This window comes from Streptomyces sp. SID4985 (genome assembly GCF_009863025.1).
Taxonomy (GTDB): domain Bacteria; phylum Actinomycetota; class Actinomycetes; order Streptomycetales; family Streptomycetaceae; genus Streptomyces.
In genome coordinates this window covers 1-16,656 of record NZ_WWIR01000395.1, presented here as the reverse complement: position 1 = coordinate 16,656, position 16,656 = coordinate 1, and the positions used below count along the sequence as shown (strand labels likewise).

Annotated in this window: 20 protein-coding genes; 11 read left to right on the top strand and 9 right to left on the bottom strand. The window is 73.1% G+C overall.

From position 1 onward, the window contains the following. On the top strand, positions 1-478 hold a 478-nt coding region (locus tag GTW40_RS17185; protein WP_161181082.1), incomplete at its 5' end, for a TIGR02234 family membrane protein. A gap of 159 nt (positions 479-637) precedes the next feature. Beyond that, complete coding sequence (locus GTW40_RS17180; protein ID WP_161181081.1) at positions 638-895, top strand: HGxxPAAW family protein; 258 nt, start codon at positions 638-640, stop codon at positions 893-895. A gap of 115 nt (positions 896-1,010) precedes the next feature. Here the strand turns inward: GTW40_RS17180 and GTW40_RS17175 are convergent, their stop codons facing one another. Both GTW40_RS17175 and GTW40_RS17170 read right to left on the bottom strand, forming a co-directional pair. Further along, a complete protein-coding gene (locus tag GTW40_RS17175; RefSeq protein ID WP_161181080.1) occupies positions 1,011-1,214 on the bottom strand; it encodes a hypothetical protein in 204 nt (67 codons plus the stop codon). Between the two features lie 67 nt (positions 1,215-1,281). Further along, complete coding sequence (locus GTW40_RS17170; protein ID WP_161181079.1) at positions 1,282-1,485, bottom strand: hypothetical protein; 204 nt, start codon at positions 1,483-1,485, stop codon at positions 1,282-1,284. A gap of 172 nt (positions 1,486-1,657) precedes the next feature. Between GTW40_RS17170 and GTW40_RS33740 the strand changes: the two genes are divergently transcribed. The 9 genes from GTW40_RS33740 (at position 1,658) to lgt (ending at position 9,231) form a co-directional block, all read left to right on the top strand. Beyond that, complete coding sequence (locus GTW40_RS33740) at positions 1,658-1,852, top strand: hypothetical protein (RefSeq protein WP_343245726.1); 195 nt, start codon at positions 1,658-1,660, stop codon at positions 1,850-1,852. 104 nt (positions 1,853-1,956) lie between these two features. Further along, positions 1,957-2,421 (top strand): DUF6879 family protein, encoded by a 465-nt coding sequence (locus GTW40_RS33735; protein WP_343245725.1) that lies wholly within the window; start codon positions 1,957-1,959, stop codon positions 2,419-2,421. A 15-nt stretch (positions 2,422-2,436) separates the two neighbouring features. Beyond that, positions 2,437-3,288, top strand: a complete 852-nt coding sequence (locus GTW40_RS17160; RefSeq protein WP_161181078.1) for a helix-turn-helix transcriptional regulator — start codon at positions 2,437-2,439, stop codon at positions 3,286-3,288. A gap of 129 nt (positions 3,289-3,417) precedes the next feature. Further along, entirely contained in the window at positions 3,418-3,810 is a 393-nt protein-coding gene (locus tag GTW40_RS17155) for a DUF2752 domain-containing protein (RefSeq protein WP_202486017.1), read from the top strand. Between the two features lie 150 nt (positions 3,811-3,960). Beyond that, positions 3,961-4,770, top strand: coding sequence for an indole-3-glycerol phosphate synthase TrpC (gene trpC, locus GTW40_RS17150; protein ID WP_161181076.1), 810 nt, complete (start codon positions 3,961-3,963; stop codon positions 4,768-4,770). 335 nt (positions 4,771-5,105) lie between these two features. Next, positions 5,106-6,389: a tryptophan synthase subunit beta gene (gene trpB, locus GTW40_RS17140; protein WP_161181074.1), complete on the top strand. Its 1,284-nt coding sequence runs from the start codon at positions 5,106-5,108 to the stop codon at positions 6,387-6,389. Continuing rightward, the gene (trpA, locus tag GTW40_RS17135; RefSeq protein WP_161181073.1) at positions 6,386-7,204 is read left to right on the top strand and encodes a tryptophan synthase subunit alpha; all 819 of its coding nucleotides are present in this window, start codon (positions 6,386-6,388) and stop codon (positions 7,202-7,204) included. The genes trpB and trpA overlap by 4 nt, the downstream gene beginning before the upstream one ends. A gap of 97 nt (positions 7,205-7,301) precedes the next feature. Continuing rightward, positions 7,302-8,078, top strand: coding sequence for a thioredoxin domain-containing protein (locus tag GTW40_RS17130; protein WP_161181072.1), 777 nt, complete (start codon positions 7,302-7,304; stop codon positions 8,076-8,078). An 85-nt stretch (positions 8,079-8,163) separates the two neighbouring features. Then, positions 8,164-9,231, top strand: coding sequence for a prolipoprotein diacylglyceryl transferase (lgt, locus tag GTW40_RS17125; protein ID WP_161181071.1), 1,068 nt, complete (start codon positions 8,164-8,166; stop codon positions 9,229-9,231). Between the two features lie 77 nt (positions 9,232-9,308). Here lgt and GTW40_RS17120 read toward each other — a convergent pair whose 3' ends face one another. The 7 genes from GTW40_RS17120 to GTW40_RS33165 form a co-directional block, all read right to left on the bottom strand. Further along, positions 9,309-10,121 carry a CoA ester lyase gene (locus GTW40_RS17120; protein ID WP_161181070.1) on the bottom strand — a complete coding sequence of 271 codons (813 nt, stop codon included), beginning with the start codon at positions 10,119-10,121 and terminating at the stop codon, positions 9,309-9,311. Continuing rightward, positions 10,118-11,347 (bottom strand): CoA transferase, encoded by a 1,230-nt coding sequence (locus tag GTW40_RS17115; RefSeq protein ID WP_161181069.1) that lies wholly within the window; start codon positions 11,345-11,347, stop codon positions 10,118-10,120. The genes GTW40_RS17120 and GTW40_RS17115 overlap by 4 nt, the downstream gene beginning before the upstream one ends. Continuing rightward, the gene (gene rbsK, locus GTW40_RS17110; RefSeq protein WP_161181068.1) at positions 11,344-12,237 is read right to left on the bottom strand and encodes a ribokinase; all 894 of its coding nucleotides are present in this window, start codon (positions 12,235-12,237) and stop codon (positions 11,344-11,346) included. The genes GTW40_RS17115 and rbsK overlap by 4 nt, the downstream gene beginning before the upstream one ends. Beyond that, the gene (locus tag GTW40_RS17105) at positions 12,234-13,595 is read right to left on the bottom strand and encodes an ADP-ribosylglycohydrolase family protein (RefSeq protein WP_161181067.1); all 1,362 of its coding nucleotides are present in this window, start codon (positions 13,593-13,595) and stop codon (positions 12,234-12,236) included. The genes rbsK and GTW40_RS17105 overlap by 4 nt, the downstream gene beginning before the upstream one ends. Then, positions 13,592-14,806 carry an ADP-ribosylglycohydrolase family protein gene (locus tag GTW40_RS17100; RefSeq protein WP_161181066.1) on the bottom strand — a complete coding sequence of 405 codons (1,215 nt, stop codon included), beginning with the start codon at positions 14,804-14,806 and terminating at the stop codon, positions 13,592-13,594. The genes GTW40_RS17105 and GTW40_RS17100 overlap by 4 nt, the downstream gene beginning before the upstream one ends. A 7-nt stretch (positions 14,807-14,813) precedes the next feature. Continuing rightward, positions 14,814-15,926, bottom strand: coding sequence for an ADP-ribosylglycohydrolase family protein (locus tag GTW40_RS17095; protein WP_161181065.1), 1,113 nt, complete (start codon positions 15,924-15,926; stop codon positions 14,814-14,816). Continuing rightward, positions 15,923-16,656: ADP-ribosylglycohydrolase family protein (locus tag GTW40_RS33165; protein ID WP_237525556.1), on the bottom strand; the 734-nt coding region annotated here is incomplete at its 5' end. The genes GTW40_RS17095 and GTW40_RS33165, both read right to left, overlap by 4 nt.

The following is a 16,656-nucleotide window of genomic DNA, read 5'->3' as shown; positions in this document are numbered from 1 at the left end:
GGCCGGCGGCACCTTCCCGCTGACCGCCAAGGGCAGCGACGTCACCGGAGTCCCGGCGGCGCTCGCCGTCGTGGGCCTGGCCGCGCTGGTCGCCGTCTTCGCGGTCCGCCGGGCCGGCCGGTTCGCCGTCGCCGGGCTGCTCGCGCTCTCCGGCGCGGGCATCGTCGCCGCCGCCCTCGCCGGAGTCTCCGACGGCTCCGCGCTCGACGAGAAGGCCGCCCGCGCCACCGGCGACACCTCGGCCACCGTCGCCGCCCTCACCCACACCGGCTGGCCGTACGTCGCGGCCGTCGGCGGTGTGCTGATCCTGCTCGCCGGGGTACTCGCCCTGCGGTACGGCCGTCTGTGGCCCGCCATGTCCGGGCGCTACGAGCGCGGCGCGCAGCGTCCCCGGCGCACGGCGCGCCCGGTCGACCCCGAGCGTCCCGAGGAGATGTGGAAGGCCCTGGACCGGGGCGAGGACCCCACCGGCACCTGAGCCCCGCCGCAGGTGTGGTCAACGGGTGTGGCCAACCAGACTCGACCCCCGCGTCGGTCTCCCGCGCGCGTGCGCGACAATGGGCGTCGGGCGTCCGGCCCGTACCGACCGGCGGCCTTCAAAAACGTACGTCACGTACACAGCAGCTAGGAGCAAGTCATGGCGGGCAGCAGCCACGGTCACACCCCGGCCGCCTGGACCGGTGTCATCATCGCCTTCATCGGTTTCTGCGTCGCGGGCGCCTTCATGGTGATGGCCCAGCCGCTCGGCTTCTGGGCCGGCATGGTGATCGTGGTCCTCGGCGGCGTCGTCGGCATGATCATGCGCTCCATGGGCCTCGGCCAGCCCAAGGAGAGCGGCCAGATCACCCACCTGACCACCGCCACGCCCCGCGAGCCGGTCACCGCCGAGAGCTGACCGCCCCGGCACTCCGCGTCCGAGGGGCGGCCCCGGAAGCGCATGAGGACGCCCCGCCGGTATTCGGCGGGGCGTTTCTGTGCCCTGGGGGAGCGACGGGCACCCCATGACGGACCTACGCCGCCCCGGGCTGTCCCAGTAGCAGCTCGTCCCCGGCGCGGAAGCGCTCGGTTCCGCCCTCTTCCCAGGTGACGACCACGAACAGGCCGCCCATCGCGCCGATGCCGGTCTTGGCCGCCCTGACCGTGCGCCACTGCCCCTCGTAGCCGATCCGGTCTCCGGGGCCGACGAGGGCAGCCACCTTGGTCGGCGTCGTCACGGGGACTCCGACGTTCCGGCGGGATACGGGAGCTTGCCTTCACACAGCGTCGTATCAGCTCTTCCGCTCACTCCTGACCGCCCTTCCGCAGCGCGTTGGCCAGCCGTGCGGCCACGTCCGCGCGCACACGGCCCAGGTCGACGAGCCGCAGTTGCGGCGATGCGGCATCCACCGTGAGGGAGGGCAGGACGACGCCGACCTCGGCCAGTGCTTCCCTGAGAGACTCCATCGCCGTGAACGGGTCGATGTCCTGCTGTTCCTTGGTCGCCATGAACTGGACGCTAGGACTGGCCTGTTGGGGTTCGGTACGCTGTTTTCTCGGTTTTTCTCGCGAGCTGGCTTGCGTAGCTCACTTTTTCGCATGAAGGCGGTCGAAACCCGTGGTCCAGCCGCTTCCTCCGGGCCATGCTGGGGCGGTCAGCCTCCGGCGAAAGGAACTGATCATGGCCCGACGACTGCGCTTCAACGGGACGGGCAGCGGTGAAGGTGGTTGCCCGGCGATCCATGAGGACCTCGACACGGGCGAGGTCATCGTGCACGGGCCGCGCCTCACCGACCCGGCAGCCCTCGCCCAGCTCCAGCACATCGGCGAGGACGAGATCCCGATCGTGATGCCTCGCAGCCTCGCAACACGCTGATCGACTTCGGCCCGAAGGACCGCGACACCGAGCCTCGCATCTTCACTCCCGAGCAATTTGCCCAGCTGTTCGAGAACTTTCAGCACAGCGCGTGGCACCTGGAGATGCGCAAGCGCTACGCGGTTGATGAGGCCACCGACACCTACGCCCAGTTCGCCCGGGGCGAGGCACCGACGTGGGACCTCGACACCCCGTGGAGCCGGGGCATCCGGGCCAAGACGGCGGACGGCGTGTACGTCGGCCGGGTGCGCATCGTGGACAACCCGCCGACCGAGGGGCAGCGGTACCTGCTCGCGCACGCCGAGAAGAACGCCGCCTGTGGCGAGGAAGTACGCAACATGTGGCGCGAGGACGCCAAGCGCGTCAACCTGCCTGACGAGGATTTCTGGATCTTCGACTCGCACATCGTCGCCGTGTGCATCTTCGATGACGACGACAACCTGACGGGTGCCGAACTGATCACGGAACCGGCGCGCGTCAACCAGTACAACCGACTGCGGGACGTGGCACAGCACTACGCCACGCCGTTCAGGAAGTTCGTGGCGGAGCTGGCCGCGAAGGAGGAGTAAAGCAGGTATGCGCCGGTGAGCACCGACTACCAACAGGCCCGCGAAGCTCTCGGGATACGGCTCCGGGAGCTTCGGTTGTCCTGCCCTGACGGCCGGCTCACCGGTACCGCCCTGGCCCGCAAGCTCGGGTGGCCCAACTCGAAGGTCTCGAAGCTGGAGTTGGGCAAGCAGACGGCCACGCCCGAAGACCTTGAGCAGTGGGCCGCGGCGTGCGGCCGGCCCGCGTCGTACGGCGAGCTTCGGGCCAGGCTGGCGGGGTTCGAGTCGCACATCCGCTCATGGCGGCGCCAGCTTGTCGGCGGACACAAGCCCGTACAGGACGCCCACAACGACGCGCAGGCCAATTCGAGGGTGCTGCGGGCTTGGGAGTCCTCATGGATCGTGGGTGTCCTCCAGACCCCCGACTATGCGCGCGCCGTACTGACCCGCTCCGTCGAACTGCACCGGTCGCCCAGGGACGTTGAAGAAGCCGTTCGGGCCCGGATGAAGCGGCAAGAGCTGCTGTACAGCGGGGGCAGGCGGTACCACATCATCCTCTGGGAACCAGTCCTGCGCTCCCTGGTCTGCTCGCCCTCGGTGCTCGCGGTCCAGCTCGACCGCCTTACCGGGGTCATCGGCATGGACACCGTGGAACTCGGCATCGTCCCGCTCACCGCGTCCCTCAAGGTTCCGCCCGGTCTGGGGTTCTGGATCTACGACGACCGCCAGGTGGTCACCGAGACGTGGCACGCGGAACTGTGGCTCGACGATGCCGACAGCGTCGCCCTCTACCTCCGGACGTGGAACACCCTGCGCGAGTCCGCCGTGTACGGCGCCGACGCCCACAACGTCATCAGCGCGGCACGTCGTGCCCTGAACCTGCGTTGACGCGGTTACCGACTGGACCCCTCACCCCGCGCGCCCGCGCACCCCGCGCGGCACAATGCCAGCGTGAACGCCGACACCCCGCCCGCACCCGGCCACCCGCACCCCTCCGCCGCCCCGGCGCCCGCCCCCCTGTGGCAGCGGCTAGCCGCGCCGGCCGGGGCGCTCGTGGCCGTGGCCGGGGCGTTCGCCTACGTCGGGGCCGTGGATCCGAATCAGCCCGGCCACTATCCGGTCTGCCCGCTGTACGCGCTCACCGGGCTGTACTGCCCCGGCTGCGGGGGCCTGCGCAGCGCCCACGCCTTCGTCCACGGCGACCTCCTCGGCGCGCTGCGCGACAACGCGTTCGGGGTGGCCGCCTACGCCGCCTTCGCCGTGCTGTGGACCGTGTGGGCCGTCCGGGCGGCACGCGGAAGGCCGCTGCGGATCGACGTCGCACCCGCCGTGCTGTGGGTGAGCGGGGGCGCCCTCCTGGTGTTCACCGTCGTCCGGAACCTGCCGTTCGGTGGCTGGTTGCATCCTTGATCAACTACGAAAGTCCAGGTAAGGGGACCGCCGAGCACCGGATGCGAAGTCAGGCACCTCCTGCGGATACCATCGCAGTGACCACGGGTTTTCGAACCCCGCAGGCGTAGCAGCCTGATCTTCACGACCGTCTGGAAGGGGGCCGCTCCCGTGAGCGTGCTCGACGAGATCATCGACGGAGTCCGGGCCGACCTCGCGGAGCGCCAGGCACGCGTCAGCCTCGACGAGCTCAAGGAGCGTGCCGCCAAGGCGCCCGCCGCCAAGGACGGGGTGGCCGCGCTCAAGGGCGACGGCGTCAAGGTCATCTGTGAGGTCAAGCGCTCCAGCCCCTCCAAGGGCGCGCTGGCCGCCATCGCCGACCCGGCCGGACTCGCCGCCGACTACGAGGCGGGCGGTGCCTCCGTCATCTCCGTCCTCACCGAACAGCGCCGCTTCGGCGGCTCGCTGGCCGACCTGGAGGCCGTCCGCGCCCGCGTGGACATCCCGGTCCTGCGCAAGGACTTCATCGTCACGTCGTACCAGCTGTGGGAGGCCCGCGCCTACGGTGCCGACCTCGCGCTGCTGATCGTGGCCGCCCTGGAGCAGCCCGCCCTGGAGTCCCTGATCGAGCGCGCCGTCTCCATCGGCCTCACCCCCCTGGTCGAGGTCCACGACGAGGACGAGGTGGAGCGCGCCGTGGACGCGGGCGCCCGGATCATCGGCGTCAACGCCCGCAACCTCAAGACCCTCGAGGTCGACCGCACCACCTTCGAGCGCGTCGCCCCCGAGATCCCCGACGAGCTCGTCAAGATCGCGGAGTCCGGCGTGCGCGGCCCCCACGACCTGATCGCCTACGCCAACGCGGGCGCCGACGCCGTCCTGGTCGGCGAGTCCCTGGTCACGGGCCGCGACCCGAAGACGGCGGTGGCGGACCTGGTGGCGGCGGGCGAGCACCCCGCGCTCCGGCACGGCCGCGGCTGATCCCCCGGTAGGCTTGACCCCGATGACCGCCCTCACCCTGACCGCCACCGTGGACCGCCACGCCCGCCTCGCGCGCGGCTGCCGTCCCCGTGGCTGTCGCGCCCCGGCCCGCCGGGTCCACGGCCGCAGGGTGAGGTACCACATCGGCGCGGAGCCCGGCCAGATCAACGGCATGCGATGGCGACAGCCGACCTGTAGGGGCGCGGGGCTCCGATCGATCATGCGGCTCCGCCGCGTGGGCGCGACAAGCCACTGACGGCTCGCGGCCAACAGACGAATCCCCGCCCCCACGGCGAATAGTGTCTTTTCACACGCACTCACCGTGAGGTACTGGCATGCCCAGCAACTACTTCTTCCCTGACCCGGAAGGTCAAGTCCCCACCGCCGAGGGGTACTTCGGCGCCTTCGGCGGCAAGTTCATCCCGGAGGCCCTCGTGGCCGCCGTGGACGAGGTCGCCGTCGAGTACGAGAAGGCCAAGCAGGACCCGGAGTTCGCCCGCGAGCTGGACGACCTCATGGTCAACTACACCGGCCGCCCGAGTTCCCTGACCGAGGTCCCCCGGTTCGCCGAACACGCCGGAGGCGCCCGCGTGTTCCTCAAGCGCGAGGACCTCAACCACACCGGCTCGCACAAGATCAACAACGTGCTCGGCCAGGCCCTGCTCACCAAGCGCATGGGCAAGACCCGCGTCATCGCGGAGACCGGCGCAGGCCAGCACGGCGTCGCCACCGCCACCGCGTGTGCCCTGTTCGGTCTCGACTGCACGATCTACATGGGCGAGATCGACACCGAGCGCCAGGCCCTCAACGTGGCCCGGATGCGGATGCTCGGCGCCGAGGTCGTGGCCGTGAAGTCCGGCAGCCGCACCCTGAAGGACGCCATCAACGAGGCGTTCCGCGACTGGGTCGCCAACGTCGACCACACGCACTACCTCTTCGGCACTGTCGCGGGCCCGCACCCGTTCCCGGCGATGGTGCGCGACTTCCACCGCGTCATCGGCGTGGAGGCCCGCCGCCAAATCCTGGAGCAGGCCGGACGCCTCCCGGACGCCGCCATCGCCTGCGTGGGCGGCGGCTCCAACGCCATCGGCCTCTTCCACGCCTTCATCCCCGACGAGGGCGTCCGCCTGATCGGCTGCGAGCCCGCCGGACACGGCGTGGAGACCGGCGAGCACGCGGCCACCCTCACCGAGGGCGAGCCCGGCATCCTGCACGGCTCCCGCTCCTACGTCCTCCAGGACGAGGAGGGCCAGATCACCGAGCCGTACTCGATCTCGGCCGGTCTGGACTACCCGGGCATCGGCCCCGAGCACGCCTTCCTGAAGGACTCGGGCCGCGGCGAGTACCGCGCCGTCACCGACGACGAGGCCATGCAGGCACTGCGGCTGCTCTCGCGCACCGAGGGCATCATCCCGGCCATCGAGAGCGCCCACGCGCTCGCCGGCGCCCTGGAGGTCGGCAAGGAACTGGGCCCGGACGGGCTGATCGTCGTCAATCTCTCCGGGCGCGGCGACAAGGACATGGACACCGCCGCCCGTTACTTCGGCCTCTACGACACCGACGCCGAAGTGGCCGCCGACGCGGCCGACACCGCCGAGATCGAGGGGGACGCCAAGTGAGCGGGAACGTACAGCTGCTGAGCGACACCCTCGCCGCCGCCAAGGCCGAGGACCGCGCCGCGCTCATCGCCTACCTCCCGGCCGGGTTCCCGACCGTGGACGGCGGCATCGAGGCGATCAAGGCCGTCTTCGACGGCGGGGCCGACATCGTCGAGGTCGGGCTGCCGCACAGCGACCCGGTCCTGGACGGCCCGGTCATCCAGACCGCCGACGACATCGCGCTGCGCGGCGGCGTGAAGATCGCGGACGTGATGCGCACGGTCCGCGAGGCGCACGCGGCCACCGGCAAGCCGGTGCTGATCATGACGTACTGGAACCCCATCGACCGCTACGGCGTCGAGCGGTTCACCGCCGAGCTGGCCGAGGCGGGCGGCGCGGGCTGCATCCTGCCCGACCTGCCGGTGCAGGAGTCCGCGCTGTGGCGCGAGCACGCCGAGAAGCACGGTCTCGCGACCGTCTTCGTGGTCGCCCCCAGCAGCAAGGACGAGCGGCTCGCCCGGATCACCGCGGCGGGCAGCGGCTTCGTCTACGCGGCCTCGCTGATGGGTGTCACCGGCACCCGCGAGTCGGTCGGCGCGCAGGCCCAGGACCTGGTGGAGCGCACCCGCGCCACCAATGGCGACCTGCCCGTCTGCGTCGGTCTCGGCGTCTCCAACGCGGCCCAGGCCGCCGAGGTGGCGGGCTTCGCCGACGGTGTGATCGTCGGCTCGGCCTTCGTCAAGCGGATGCTGGACGCCCCGGACGAGGCCGCGGGACTCGAAGGGGTCCGCGCGCTCGCAGCCGACCTGGCGAAGGGCGTGCGCGGCACGGTCTGAGCCGCCGCCCCGACGGGCACGGAACTCCGTGGTCACTCGAACGGGTGGACCTACGGCCGGGGAGGCGCAATGCGCCTCCCCGGTTCGTTCTGGGGGTGTGAGCGAGAAGAACCGTGACGGAAAGCGCACCGCCCGGCAGCGGATTGCGGCGGAGCGCGAGAAGCAGAAGTCCGCGGAGAGGCGGCGCCGGGCGCTGATCGTGGGCGCGAGCGTGGTCTGCGTCCTCGGCCTCGCCGCGGTGATCGGCGTCATCGCCGCGAACGCGGGCAAGGACAAGGGCAGCAAGAACGCGGGCCCGGTCGTGGCCCCCTCCGGCGCCCAGGGCAAGGACAGCCTCGCGATCCCGGTCGGCAAGGACGGCGCCAAGTCGACGCTCACCGTCTGGGAGGACTTCCGCTGCCCGGCCTGCCAGGCCTTCGAGGTGCGGTACCGCCCGGTGCTGCACGAGCTGACGGACGCGGGCAAGCTCCGCGTCGACTACCACCTGGTCCGGCTGATCGACGGCAACCTGGGCGGCACCGGCTCCCTGCGCGCGGCCAACGCCGCCGCCTGCGCGCAGGACGCGGGCAAGTTCCGCGACTATCACGACGTGCTCTACGCCAACCAGCCCGAGGAGACGGACGACGCCTTCGCGAGCGCCGACAAGCTGATCCAGCTCGCCGGCAAGGTCAAGGGCCTGGACACCCCGGCCTTCCGCGCCTGTGTGAAGGACGGCACGCACAACAGCTGGGTGAACCGCTCGCACCAGGCGTTCGAGGCGGCCAAGCTCGGCGGGACTCCGACGGTCCTGTTCGACGGCAAGAACATCTACCAGGACCAGAGCATGACCCCGGAGAAGCTCAAGCAGATGGTGGAGGACGCCGACCGGGGGTGAGCCACGTTTCTCACCTGCCCGTTATGGAGCCGTAGCCCGGTCGCCCGGCGTCCGCGCGGCCCGGCACGGTAGCGTCGACCCTGCCATGGATATTGCCTACATTCCCAGTCCGTCGCGCGGGGTGCTGTACCTCGGCCCCATTCCGCTGCGCGGTTACGCCTTCTGCATCATCATCGGCGTCTTCGTCGCCGTCTGGCTCGGCAACAAGCGCTGGGTCGCCCGGGGCGGCCGCGCCGGCACGGTCGCCGACATCGCCGTGTGGGCGGTGCCCTTCGGCCTCGTCGGCGGACGGCTCTACCACGTGATCACGGACTACGAGCTGTACTTCAGCCCGGGCCGGAACTGGGTGGACGCCTTCAAGGTCTGGGAGGGCGGCCTGGGCATCTGGGGCGCCATCGCGCTCGGCGCGCTCGGTGCCTGGATCGGCGCCCGCCGCCGGGGCGTAGCGATGCCCGCCTACGCCGACGCCGTCGCCCCCGGCATCGCCTTCGCGCAGGCCATCGGCCGCTGGGGCAACTGGTTCAACCAGGAGCTGTACGGCCGCGAGACCCATCTGCCCTGGGCCCTGCACATCACCTCCTCCGAGGGCGGCCGGGTGCCGGGCTACTACCACCCGACGTTCCTCTACGAGTCGCTGTGGTGCGTCGGCGTCGGCTTCCTGGTCATCTGGGCCGACCGCCGCTTCAAGCTGGGCCACGGCCGCGCCTTCGCGCTCTACGTCGCCGCCTACTGCGTGGGCCGCGGCTGGATCGAGTACATGCGCGTGGACGACGCCCACCACATCCTGGGCCTCCGGCTCAACGACTGGACCGCGCTGATCGTCTTCCTGCTCGCGGTGACGTACATGATCCTCTCGGCGCGGATGCGGCCGGGCCGCGAGCCGATCGTGGAGGCGGGCGCCGCCGGGGACACCGAGGCGAAGGACGCCGAGCCCGAGGGCGACAAGCCGGAAGGCATGGACGCCAAGGACGGCAAGGACGCCAAGGACAAGGACGAGGCGAAGCCCGAGAACGGCAAGGCCGAGTCGGGCAAGGCCGAGCCCGAGGCCAAGGAGACCGCCGACGTGGCGGCCAAGGTCGACATGGCCAAGTCCGACGAGCCCGAGGCCGACGCGTCCGAGGTCAAGGACACCGCCGAGGCCAAGAAGGGCTGACGCGCACAGGCACACGGAGGGCGCCCGGGGATTCCCCGGGCGCCCTTCGCGTGTACGGCCCCGGTGGGGCGCCGCCCTCAGCCCCGCCGTACCAGCGACAGTGTGCGCCGGGCCAGGGCCACCGTCGCCGCGTCGATGAAGCGGCCGTCGGGGAGGGCCTGGGCGCCCTGCTCGGCGGCGGCCGCCTTGACCACGGTCTCGGCCTCCTCCAGCTCGGCCGGGGTCGGCTGGTAGGCCCGCTCGATCACCGGGAGCTGGCGCGGATGGATCGCGGCCCGCCCCAGGAAGCCGAAGGCGCGGCCCCGGGCGCAGGAGGCGGCCAGACCGTCCAGGTCCCGGATGTCGGGGTGGACGGACTGCGGGGGCGGGGCGAGTCCCGCCGCGCGGGCGGCGACGATCACCCGGGACCGGGACCAGTCGAGCCCCGAGTCCGCCCGTACCCCGAGATCGGCCCGCAGGTCCGCCTCGCCCAGCGAGATCCCGCGCAGAGAGGGATGGGCGCGGGCGATGGCGTGGGCGTGCTCGATACCGAGGGCGGACTCCAGGAGTGCGTACAGCGGCAGTGCGGTGAGGACGGCGGTGTGCCGTACCTCGTCGGGGGAGGCGACCTTGGGCAGCCGGAGTCCGGACGCGCCGGGCAGGGAGGCCAGCGCGGCGAGGTCCGCCGCGCCCCAGGGGCCCTCGGCCGCGTTCAGCCGGACGTGCACCGGGACCGGCTGGTGCTCGGAGAGCCGTTCGGCGGTGGCCGTGCGGGCGTACTCCTTGCGGTCCGGGGCGACCGCGTCCTCCAGGTCGATCACCACCACGTCGGCGCCCGCGACGAGCGCCTTGTCCACCACATGGGGCCGGTCGCCGGGGACGTAGAGCCAGGTCAGCGGGGTGCGGGTCACAGGGCGCCCTCCTCGCGCAGGGCGCCGAGCTCGGCCGGGCCGAGTCCCAGTTCGGTGAGCACGTCCTCGGTGTCGGCGCCGTGTCCCCGGCCTGCCCAGCGGATCGCGCCGGGGGTCGCGGAGAGCCGGAAGAGGACGTTCTGCATCTTCAGCGGGCCGAGGTCCGGGTCGGCGACGGTGGTGACCGTGTCCAGGGCCAGATACTGCGGGTCGGTGAACACGTCCCGTACGTCCTGCACGGGGGCGATCGCCGCCTCCGCCTTCTCGAAGGCGGCCAGCACCTCGTCCCGGTCGCGGGCCGCGATCCAGGAGCCGACCGCCGCGTCCAGGACGTCGGCGTGCGCGGCCCGCTGGGCGCCGCTCGCGAACCACGGCTCCTCGATCAGCTCCGGCCGGCCCACCAGCCGCATCACCCGCTCGGCCACCGACTGCGCCGAGGTGGAGACCGCGACCCAGGAGCCGTCGGCGGTGCGGTAGGTGTTGCGCGGGGCGTTGTTCGCGGAGCGGTTGCCGGTGCGTTCCTGCACATAGCCGAGCTGGTCGTACCAGGTGGGCTGGGGGCCGAGCACGGCGAGCATCGGCTCGATGATGGCCATGTCCACGACCTGCCCGGCGCCGGTGCGGTGCCGGGCGGCGAGCGCGGTGAGCACGGCGTACGAGGTCGCCAGCGCCGTGACCGAGTCCGCGAGCCCGAACGGCGGCAGGGTCGGCGGCGCGTCCGGCTCGCCGGTGAGCGCCGCGAAGCCGCTCATGGCCTCCGCGAGCGTGCCGAAGCCGGGCCGGTGCGCGTACGGCCCGAACTGGCCGAAGGCGGTGACCCGGGTGAGGATCAGGCGGGGGTTGACGGCCGACAGCTCCGGCCAGCCGAGGTCCCACTTCTCCAGGGTGCCGGGGCGGAAGTTCTCGATCACCACGTCGGCGGTGGCCGCGAGCCGCAGCAGGGTCGCGCGGCCGCCGGGGCGGGACAGGTCGAGGGTGATGGCGCGCTTGTTGCGGCCGAGCACCTTCCACCACAGGCCGATCCCGTCCTTGGCCGGGCCGTGCCCCCGAGAGGGGTCGGGCCGCCGGGGATGCTCCACCTTGATCACCTCGGCGCCGAAGTCACCGAGCATCGTGGCGGCGAGGGGACCGGCGAAGAGCGTGGCCAGGTCCAGGACGCGCAGCCCGTCCAGCGGCTGGACGGACGGGCGCGGGGCGCGGGGCGTGTTCTCGTCTCGGCTGCTCATGCGGTGTACTGCGCCTCGATCTCCTGGCGGTACGGCATCGACGCCGACGCGCCCTCCCGCTGCACCGACAGGGCCGCCGCGGCGGACGCCCACATGAGGGCCTCGCGGATGGGCCGTTCCTCGGCGAGGGCGACCGCGAGCGCGCCCGCGAAGGTGTCGCCCGCGCCGGTGGAGTCCACGGCGGTGACCGAGGACGCGGGTACGGCCAGCGGCTCCTTGCCGCGTGCGACGTAGAGGCTTCCGGCCTCGCCGAGGGTCACGACGACCTCCGGCACCAGGTCGAGCAGGGCGGTGGCCGCCTCGCGCGGGTCGATGCGGCCGGTGAGGGTGATGGCCTCGTACTCGTTGGGGATCAACAGGTCGGTCGCTTCGAGGAGTTCGGGGGGCAGCGGCTGGGCGGGGGAGGGGGTGAGCACGGTGCGCACGCCGTGCCGCCGGGCGGCCTCGGCGCCCGCGAGGACCCCGTCGAGCGGGATCTCCAGCTGCAGCAGCAGGGCGTCGGCGTTGGTGAGGGCGCCCTCGTCGCCGGGGGCGAGGTGGTCCACGGTGCCGTTGGCGCCGGGGATGACGACGATGGAGTTGCCGCCCTCGTCGTCCACGACGATGTGCGCGGTGCCGGAGGGGCCCTCGACCGTGCGCAGGAAGTCGGTGTCCACACCGGAGTGTTCGAGGGTGTCGCGCAGCCGGATCCCGAAGGCGTCGTTGCCGACCGCGCCGATCATCGAGACGGTGGCGCCGCACCGGGCGGCGGCGATGGCCTGGTTGGCGCCCTTGCCGCCGGGGACCGTGTGGAACTCGCGCCCGGTCACGGTCTCGCCGCGCTGCGGGGCTTTGGCGACGTAGGTGACGAGGTCCATGTTGGTGCTGCCGAGGACCGCGATGTGGGTCATGGTCGGGTCGCCTCCAGGTGGGTGAGGTGGGCCAGGGTGTCGAAGCCGGTGCCGTCGAAGTCGGCGACGGTGGTGGCGAGCCGGTTCTTCAGCGGGGCCCGCCAGCGCTCGGGCAGCGCCTCGGGGGAGCCCGCGAGCAGTCCCGCGACGCTGCCCGCCGTGGCGCCGTTGGAGTCGGTGTCCCAACCGCCGGACACCGCACGGCAGATGGAGCCGGAGAAGTCGCCGTCCGCGTGCGTGAGGGCGGCGGTGATCAGGGCGGTGTTGGGGATCGCGTGCACCCAGTGGTGGGTGGCGTCGTAACGGGCGTGCAGCGCGTCCACCACGTCGTCGAAGTCGTCGTGTTCGTGGGCCAGTTGGATCGCGTGGTCGATGGCCTCGGCCAGCCGGGAGCGGGCCGGGACGACCGTGCGGCCGGTGCGCAGACAGGCGTGCACGTCGATGGTGCCGGTCGCGGCGGCCGCGAGGGTGGCGGCGATGAACATCGACGCGTAGACGCCGTTCGCGGTGTGGGTCAACACCGCGTCGCGGTACGCCTGTTCGGCGGCGGCCGCCGGGTCGCCCGGGTTGGTCCAGCCATGGACGTCGGCGCGGATCAGCGCGCCGATCCACTCGCGGAACGGGTTGCGGTACCGGGCCGTGCGCGGGGGTTCGACGCCGCCCAGGAGGTTGCGGAAGGCGACGCGTTCTGCGGTGAAGGTGCGGCCGGGCGGGAGTTCGTCCAGCCAGAGCGCGGCCACCTGGTCGGTGGTGAAGGCGCGGCCGTGCCGCCGGAGCAGCAGCAGGTTGAGCAGGGGGTAGTTGAGGTCGTCGTCCTCGGGCATCCCGTCGATGTTCTCGGCGAGCGAGGTGGCGGCCGAGCGGCGGTTCCAGGGGTGTCGGGCCAGCAGCTCGGCGGGGACGCCCTCGGCGGTGAACCAGGTGGTCAGCGGGCGGTTCCCGGCGGCCTCGGCGAGGGCGCGGATGCCGTTCAGCGGCAGCTTCTCCACGGGCTTGCCCAGCAGACACCCGGCGGCGCGGCCGAGCCAGGCGGCCTCCAGGGCGGCGGGGGAGACGCCGGTACGGCGCTGCGGGGCGGGCCAGTCGGGGCAGGCGGCCGTGAGCGCGGTCCACTCCGTCGGCTCGTCCGCCTTCAACGCACTGGGCAGATCGGCCAGTTCGTCGAGAAGGTCTTCGGCGAGCAGCCGCAGCGAGCGGGAGACCGGTTCCGGGGAGGCACCGGCGCGCTCGGGGGCGTCCGGGCCGCCCGCCGCCTTCCAGCGTGCCTCGATCCGCGCGGGCTCCCGGCCGTCCAGGCGGGCCTGCCGGATCTCGTGGCCGAGCAGGTCCTCGGGCTGGACCCAGGTCAGCCGGATCATGCCGGGTCCCCGAGCGCGGCGAAGGCCCGCTCGTGCGCGCGCCGCCGGGTCACGTCCCGCGCGAAGACCTCGCGGGCGACCCCGGCCAGTTCCCGTGCCGGGGCCCACAGGTCCAGGCGGCTGGCCTCGGCCACCGTCTTCGCCCACTCCTCGGGCACCGGCGAGCCGAGCGCGCCGGTGATCGCGCCCGCCATGGTGGCGATGGAGTCGCAGTCGCGCCCGTAGTTCACCGAGCCGAGCACCGCGTGCCGGTAGTCGCCGCCCGCGACCAGCACCATGCCGAGCGCCACCGGCAGCTCCTCGATGGAGTGCAGCCGCGAGGGGCGGCGGGCGCCGAGCGAGGGGGCGCGGTAGTCGGGGCCGACCGTGTCGTACGGGGTGACCGCCGCGCGCAGCGGGACCAGCGCCGACTCGAAGTCGCCGTACCCGGAGGCGGTTTCGCAGACCTTCTCGATCGCCTCGCGGGTGCCGTCCTTCGCCAGTGCCAGAGCGGCCGCCACCACAGAGTCCGGGGTGGCGCCGGGCGCGGCCGCGGCGGCCACGGCGGCGGCGAACACCCCGGCCGCCTCCCTGCCGTACGACGACTGGTGCGCGCCCGCGACGTCCAGTGCCTCGGCGTACGCGGCGGCCGGGTCGGCGGCGTTGACCAGGCCGACCGGGGCCATGTACATCGCCGCACCGCAGTTGACGATGTTTCCGCTGCCCGCCTCACGGGGGTCCACATGACCGTAGGCCAGCCGGGCCACCAGCCACTTCTCGGCCAGGAAGATCCGCTGGAGCGGCAGCGCCTCCGCCTCCAGCTCGGGGATCCAGCGGGGGTTGGTCATCAGGTCCGGGACCAGGTGGTCGGCGACCGCGTAGGCGTCGAGGTGGTCGCGGACGCGCTCGTAGACCCGGATCAGCGCGTGGGTCATCAACGTGTCGTCGGTGACGTGCCCGTCGCCCTTGTGGTACGGCGCGATGGGGCGGGCCGTGCGCCACTCGTCGCCGTTCCAGGGGCCGACGAAGCCGTGGACGCGGCCGCCGTGGCGGTCGGCGATCTGGTCGGGGGAGTAGCCCTCGACGGGGCCGCCGAGCGCGTCGCCCACGGCGGCGCCGACCAGGGCCCCGGTGATCCGCGCGTCCAGTGCGGTCAGTCCCGGGCCGGGGGTGCCGGAGCCTTCGCGACCGTTGGCCTCCGGTCCGAGGGTTTCTTCCTTTTCGGGCGTCATGCCCGAATCATCCCTCCGGTCGGGCCCGTTGTGCGGCTTCCAGCAGCCCGGCGAGTTCCACGAGGTCCGTACCGGTGAGGCGGGGGAGCGCGCAGCCGGACAGGATGCGGCACGCGTCCCGCCAGGTTCCGGGTACGCACGGGCCGCCGCCCAGCGCGCCGGTGAGCGCCCCGGCCAGCGCCGGAGCGGAATCCGCGACCCGGGAGAGACAGGCGGCGGCGGGGACGGCCTCGCGGATGCGGCCCCCGGAGGCGGCGGTCAGCGCGAGCGCGACGGGGACCGTTTCGGCGGCGGCGACGCCGTAGCTGTACACATGATCGACGATCCGGTGCTCCAGGAGAGGGATCAGCTCGAAGGCCGAGCCGCTGTCCGCGACCAGTGCGAGCGCCTGGCGGGCGTTGCGGCCGATCTCCGTCCCGGCCGGGAGTTCCGCGAGCGCCGCCGCCACGCACTCGTCCGGTTTCGCCCCGTCGAGGGCCGACGCCAGGGCCGCCGCCATCGCCCGCGCGCCGTGCACGCCGTCGCCGTCCTGGGTGTAGCGGGCATCGAACTCCGCGAGGTCCGCCGCGCGCCGGGGATCGCCGGGGTGGGCCACGGCGAGGACGCAGGCGCGCACGCAGGCGGCGTCGTCGAAGTAGTGCGGGTTGTCGTGCCCGGTGGCGGGCGGCCGCAGCCCGGCGGCCAGATTCCCGAGGCCCGCCCGCACCGAGATCCGTGCGCGCAGCGGCAGTACGGCCGACTCGATCTCCGGGGCCCGGTCCGCCGCCGCCGCGACCTCCGCGGCCACGGCCGTCCAGGTCAGGTCGATGGCCGCGCGCATCCTGCGCTCCCGGCTGAGGTCCCCGAGCACGTCGTCCCCGGCCCGCAGCACCGCCTCGGCCGCGAACGCCGCCCACTCCGCGTCGTCGGAGGGGCCGAGCCGCAGCGGCTCCGGGGGCTGGTTCAGCGCGACCGGTACGGGCAGCGTGGTCGTCGCGTTCTGCTCCGCGAACGTGTCCAGCTCCCGGGTGAGCCGCCGCGTCCACTCGGGCATCCGCGCCGCCCGGTGCCGCGCGGCGGGCCACCCGGCGGCGTCCCCGGCGGCTAGGCCGAGCAGCAGTCCTTCGATACGGCGGCTCATGCGGGGACCTCCGAGTCGGTGCGGGTGCGGGTGCGGGTGTCCGGGGCGGGGGCGGTGGGGTCGGCAGGGCCGGACGGCAGCGCGCTCCCGGCGGGAGGCGCTGCGGATGCCGCCCCGGCTTCCGGTGTCGCGCCGCTCCCGGCCGTCACCAGTTCCCGTACCTCTTCGCTTCCGATCGCCACCAGTTCCCGTACCTCTTCGGGTACCGCCCCGTTCCCCGCCGTGACCACCTCGCGGAGCGCCCCGCCCCGTACCAGTTCCCGTACCTCCACCGGCAGGAAGTCCGGGACGGCCAGTGCCTCGCCCCACTTGCCGCCCTCCTCCGGGACCAGGAGTTCCGCGATGTCCAGGATGTGATGGCCGGCCATGGCGGGGAGGCAGCGGCCGCGGGCGGGGCCGATGGCGGCGGCCCAGTCGGCGGGGATGGCGGAGACGCCTTGGGTGGCCCCGGCGAGGGCGCCCGCGACCGCGGCTGTCGTGTCGGCGTCGCGGCCCATGTTGACGGCCGTCAACACCGCTTCGCGGAAGTCGCCGTCGGCCGCCGCGTACGCGCCGAAGGCGAGGGCGACGGCCTCGGGGGCGAGGTCGGTCCAGGGGTAGCCGCCGATGACGACGGCGGAGCGGACCGCGCGCTCGCCCCGGTGGGCGACGGCGACGGCGCGGCGCAGCGAGCGCGCGGTCCAGGAGTCGTCGGGTACGGCGGCGAGCGCGGCGGCGACCACCACGGCCG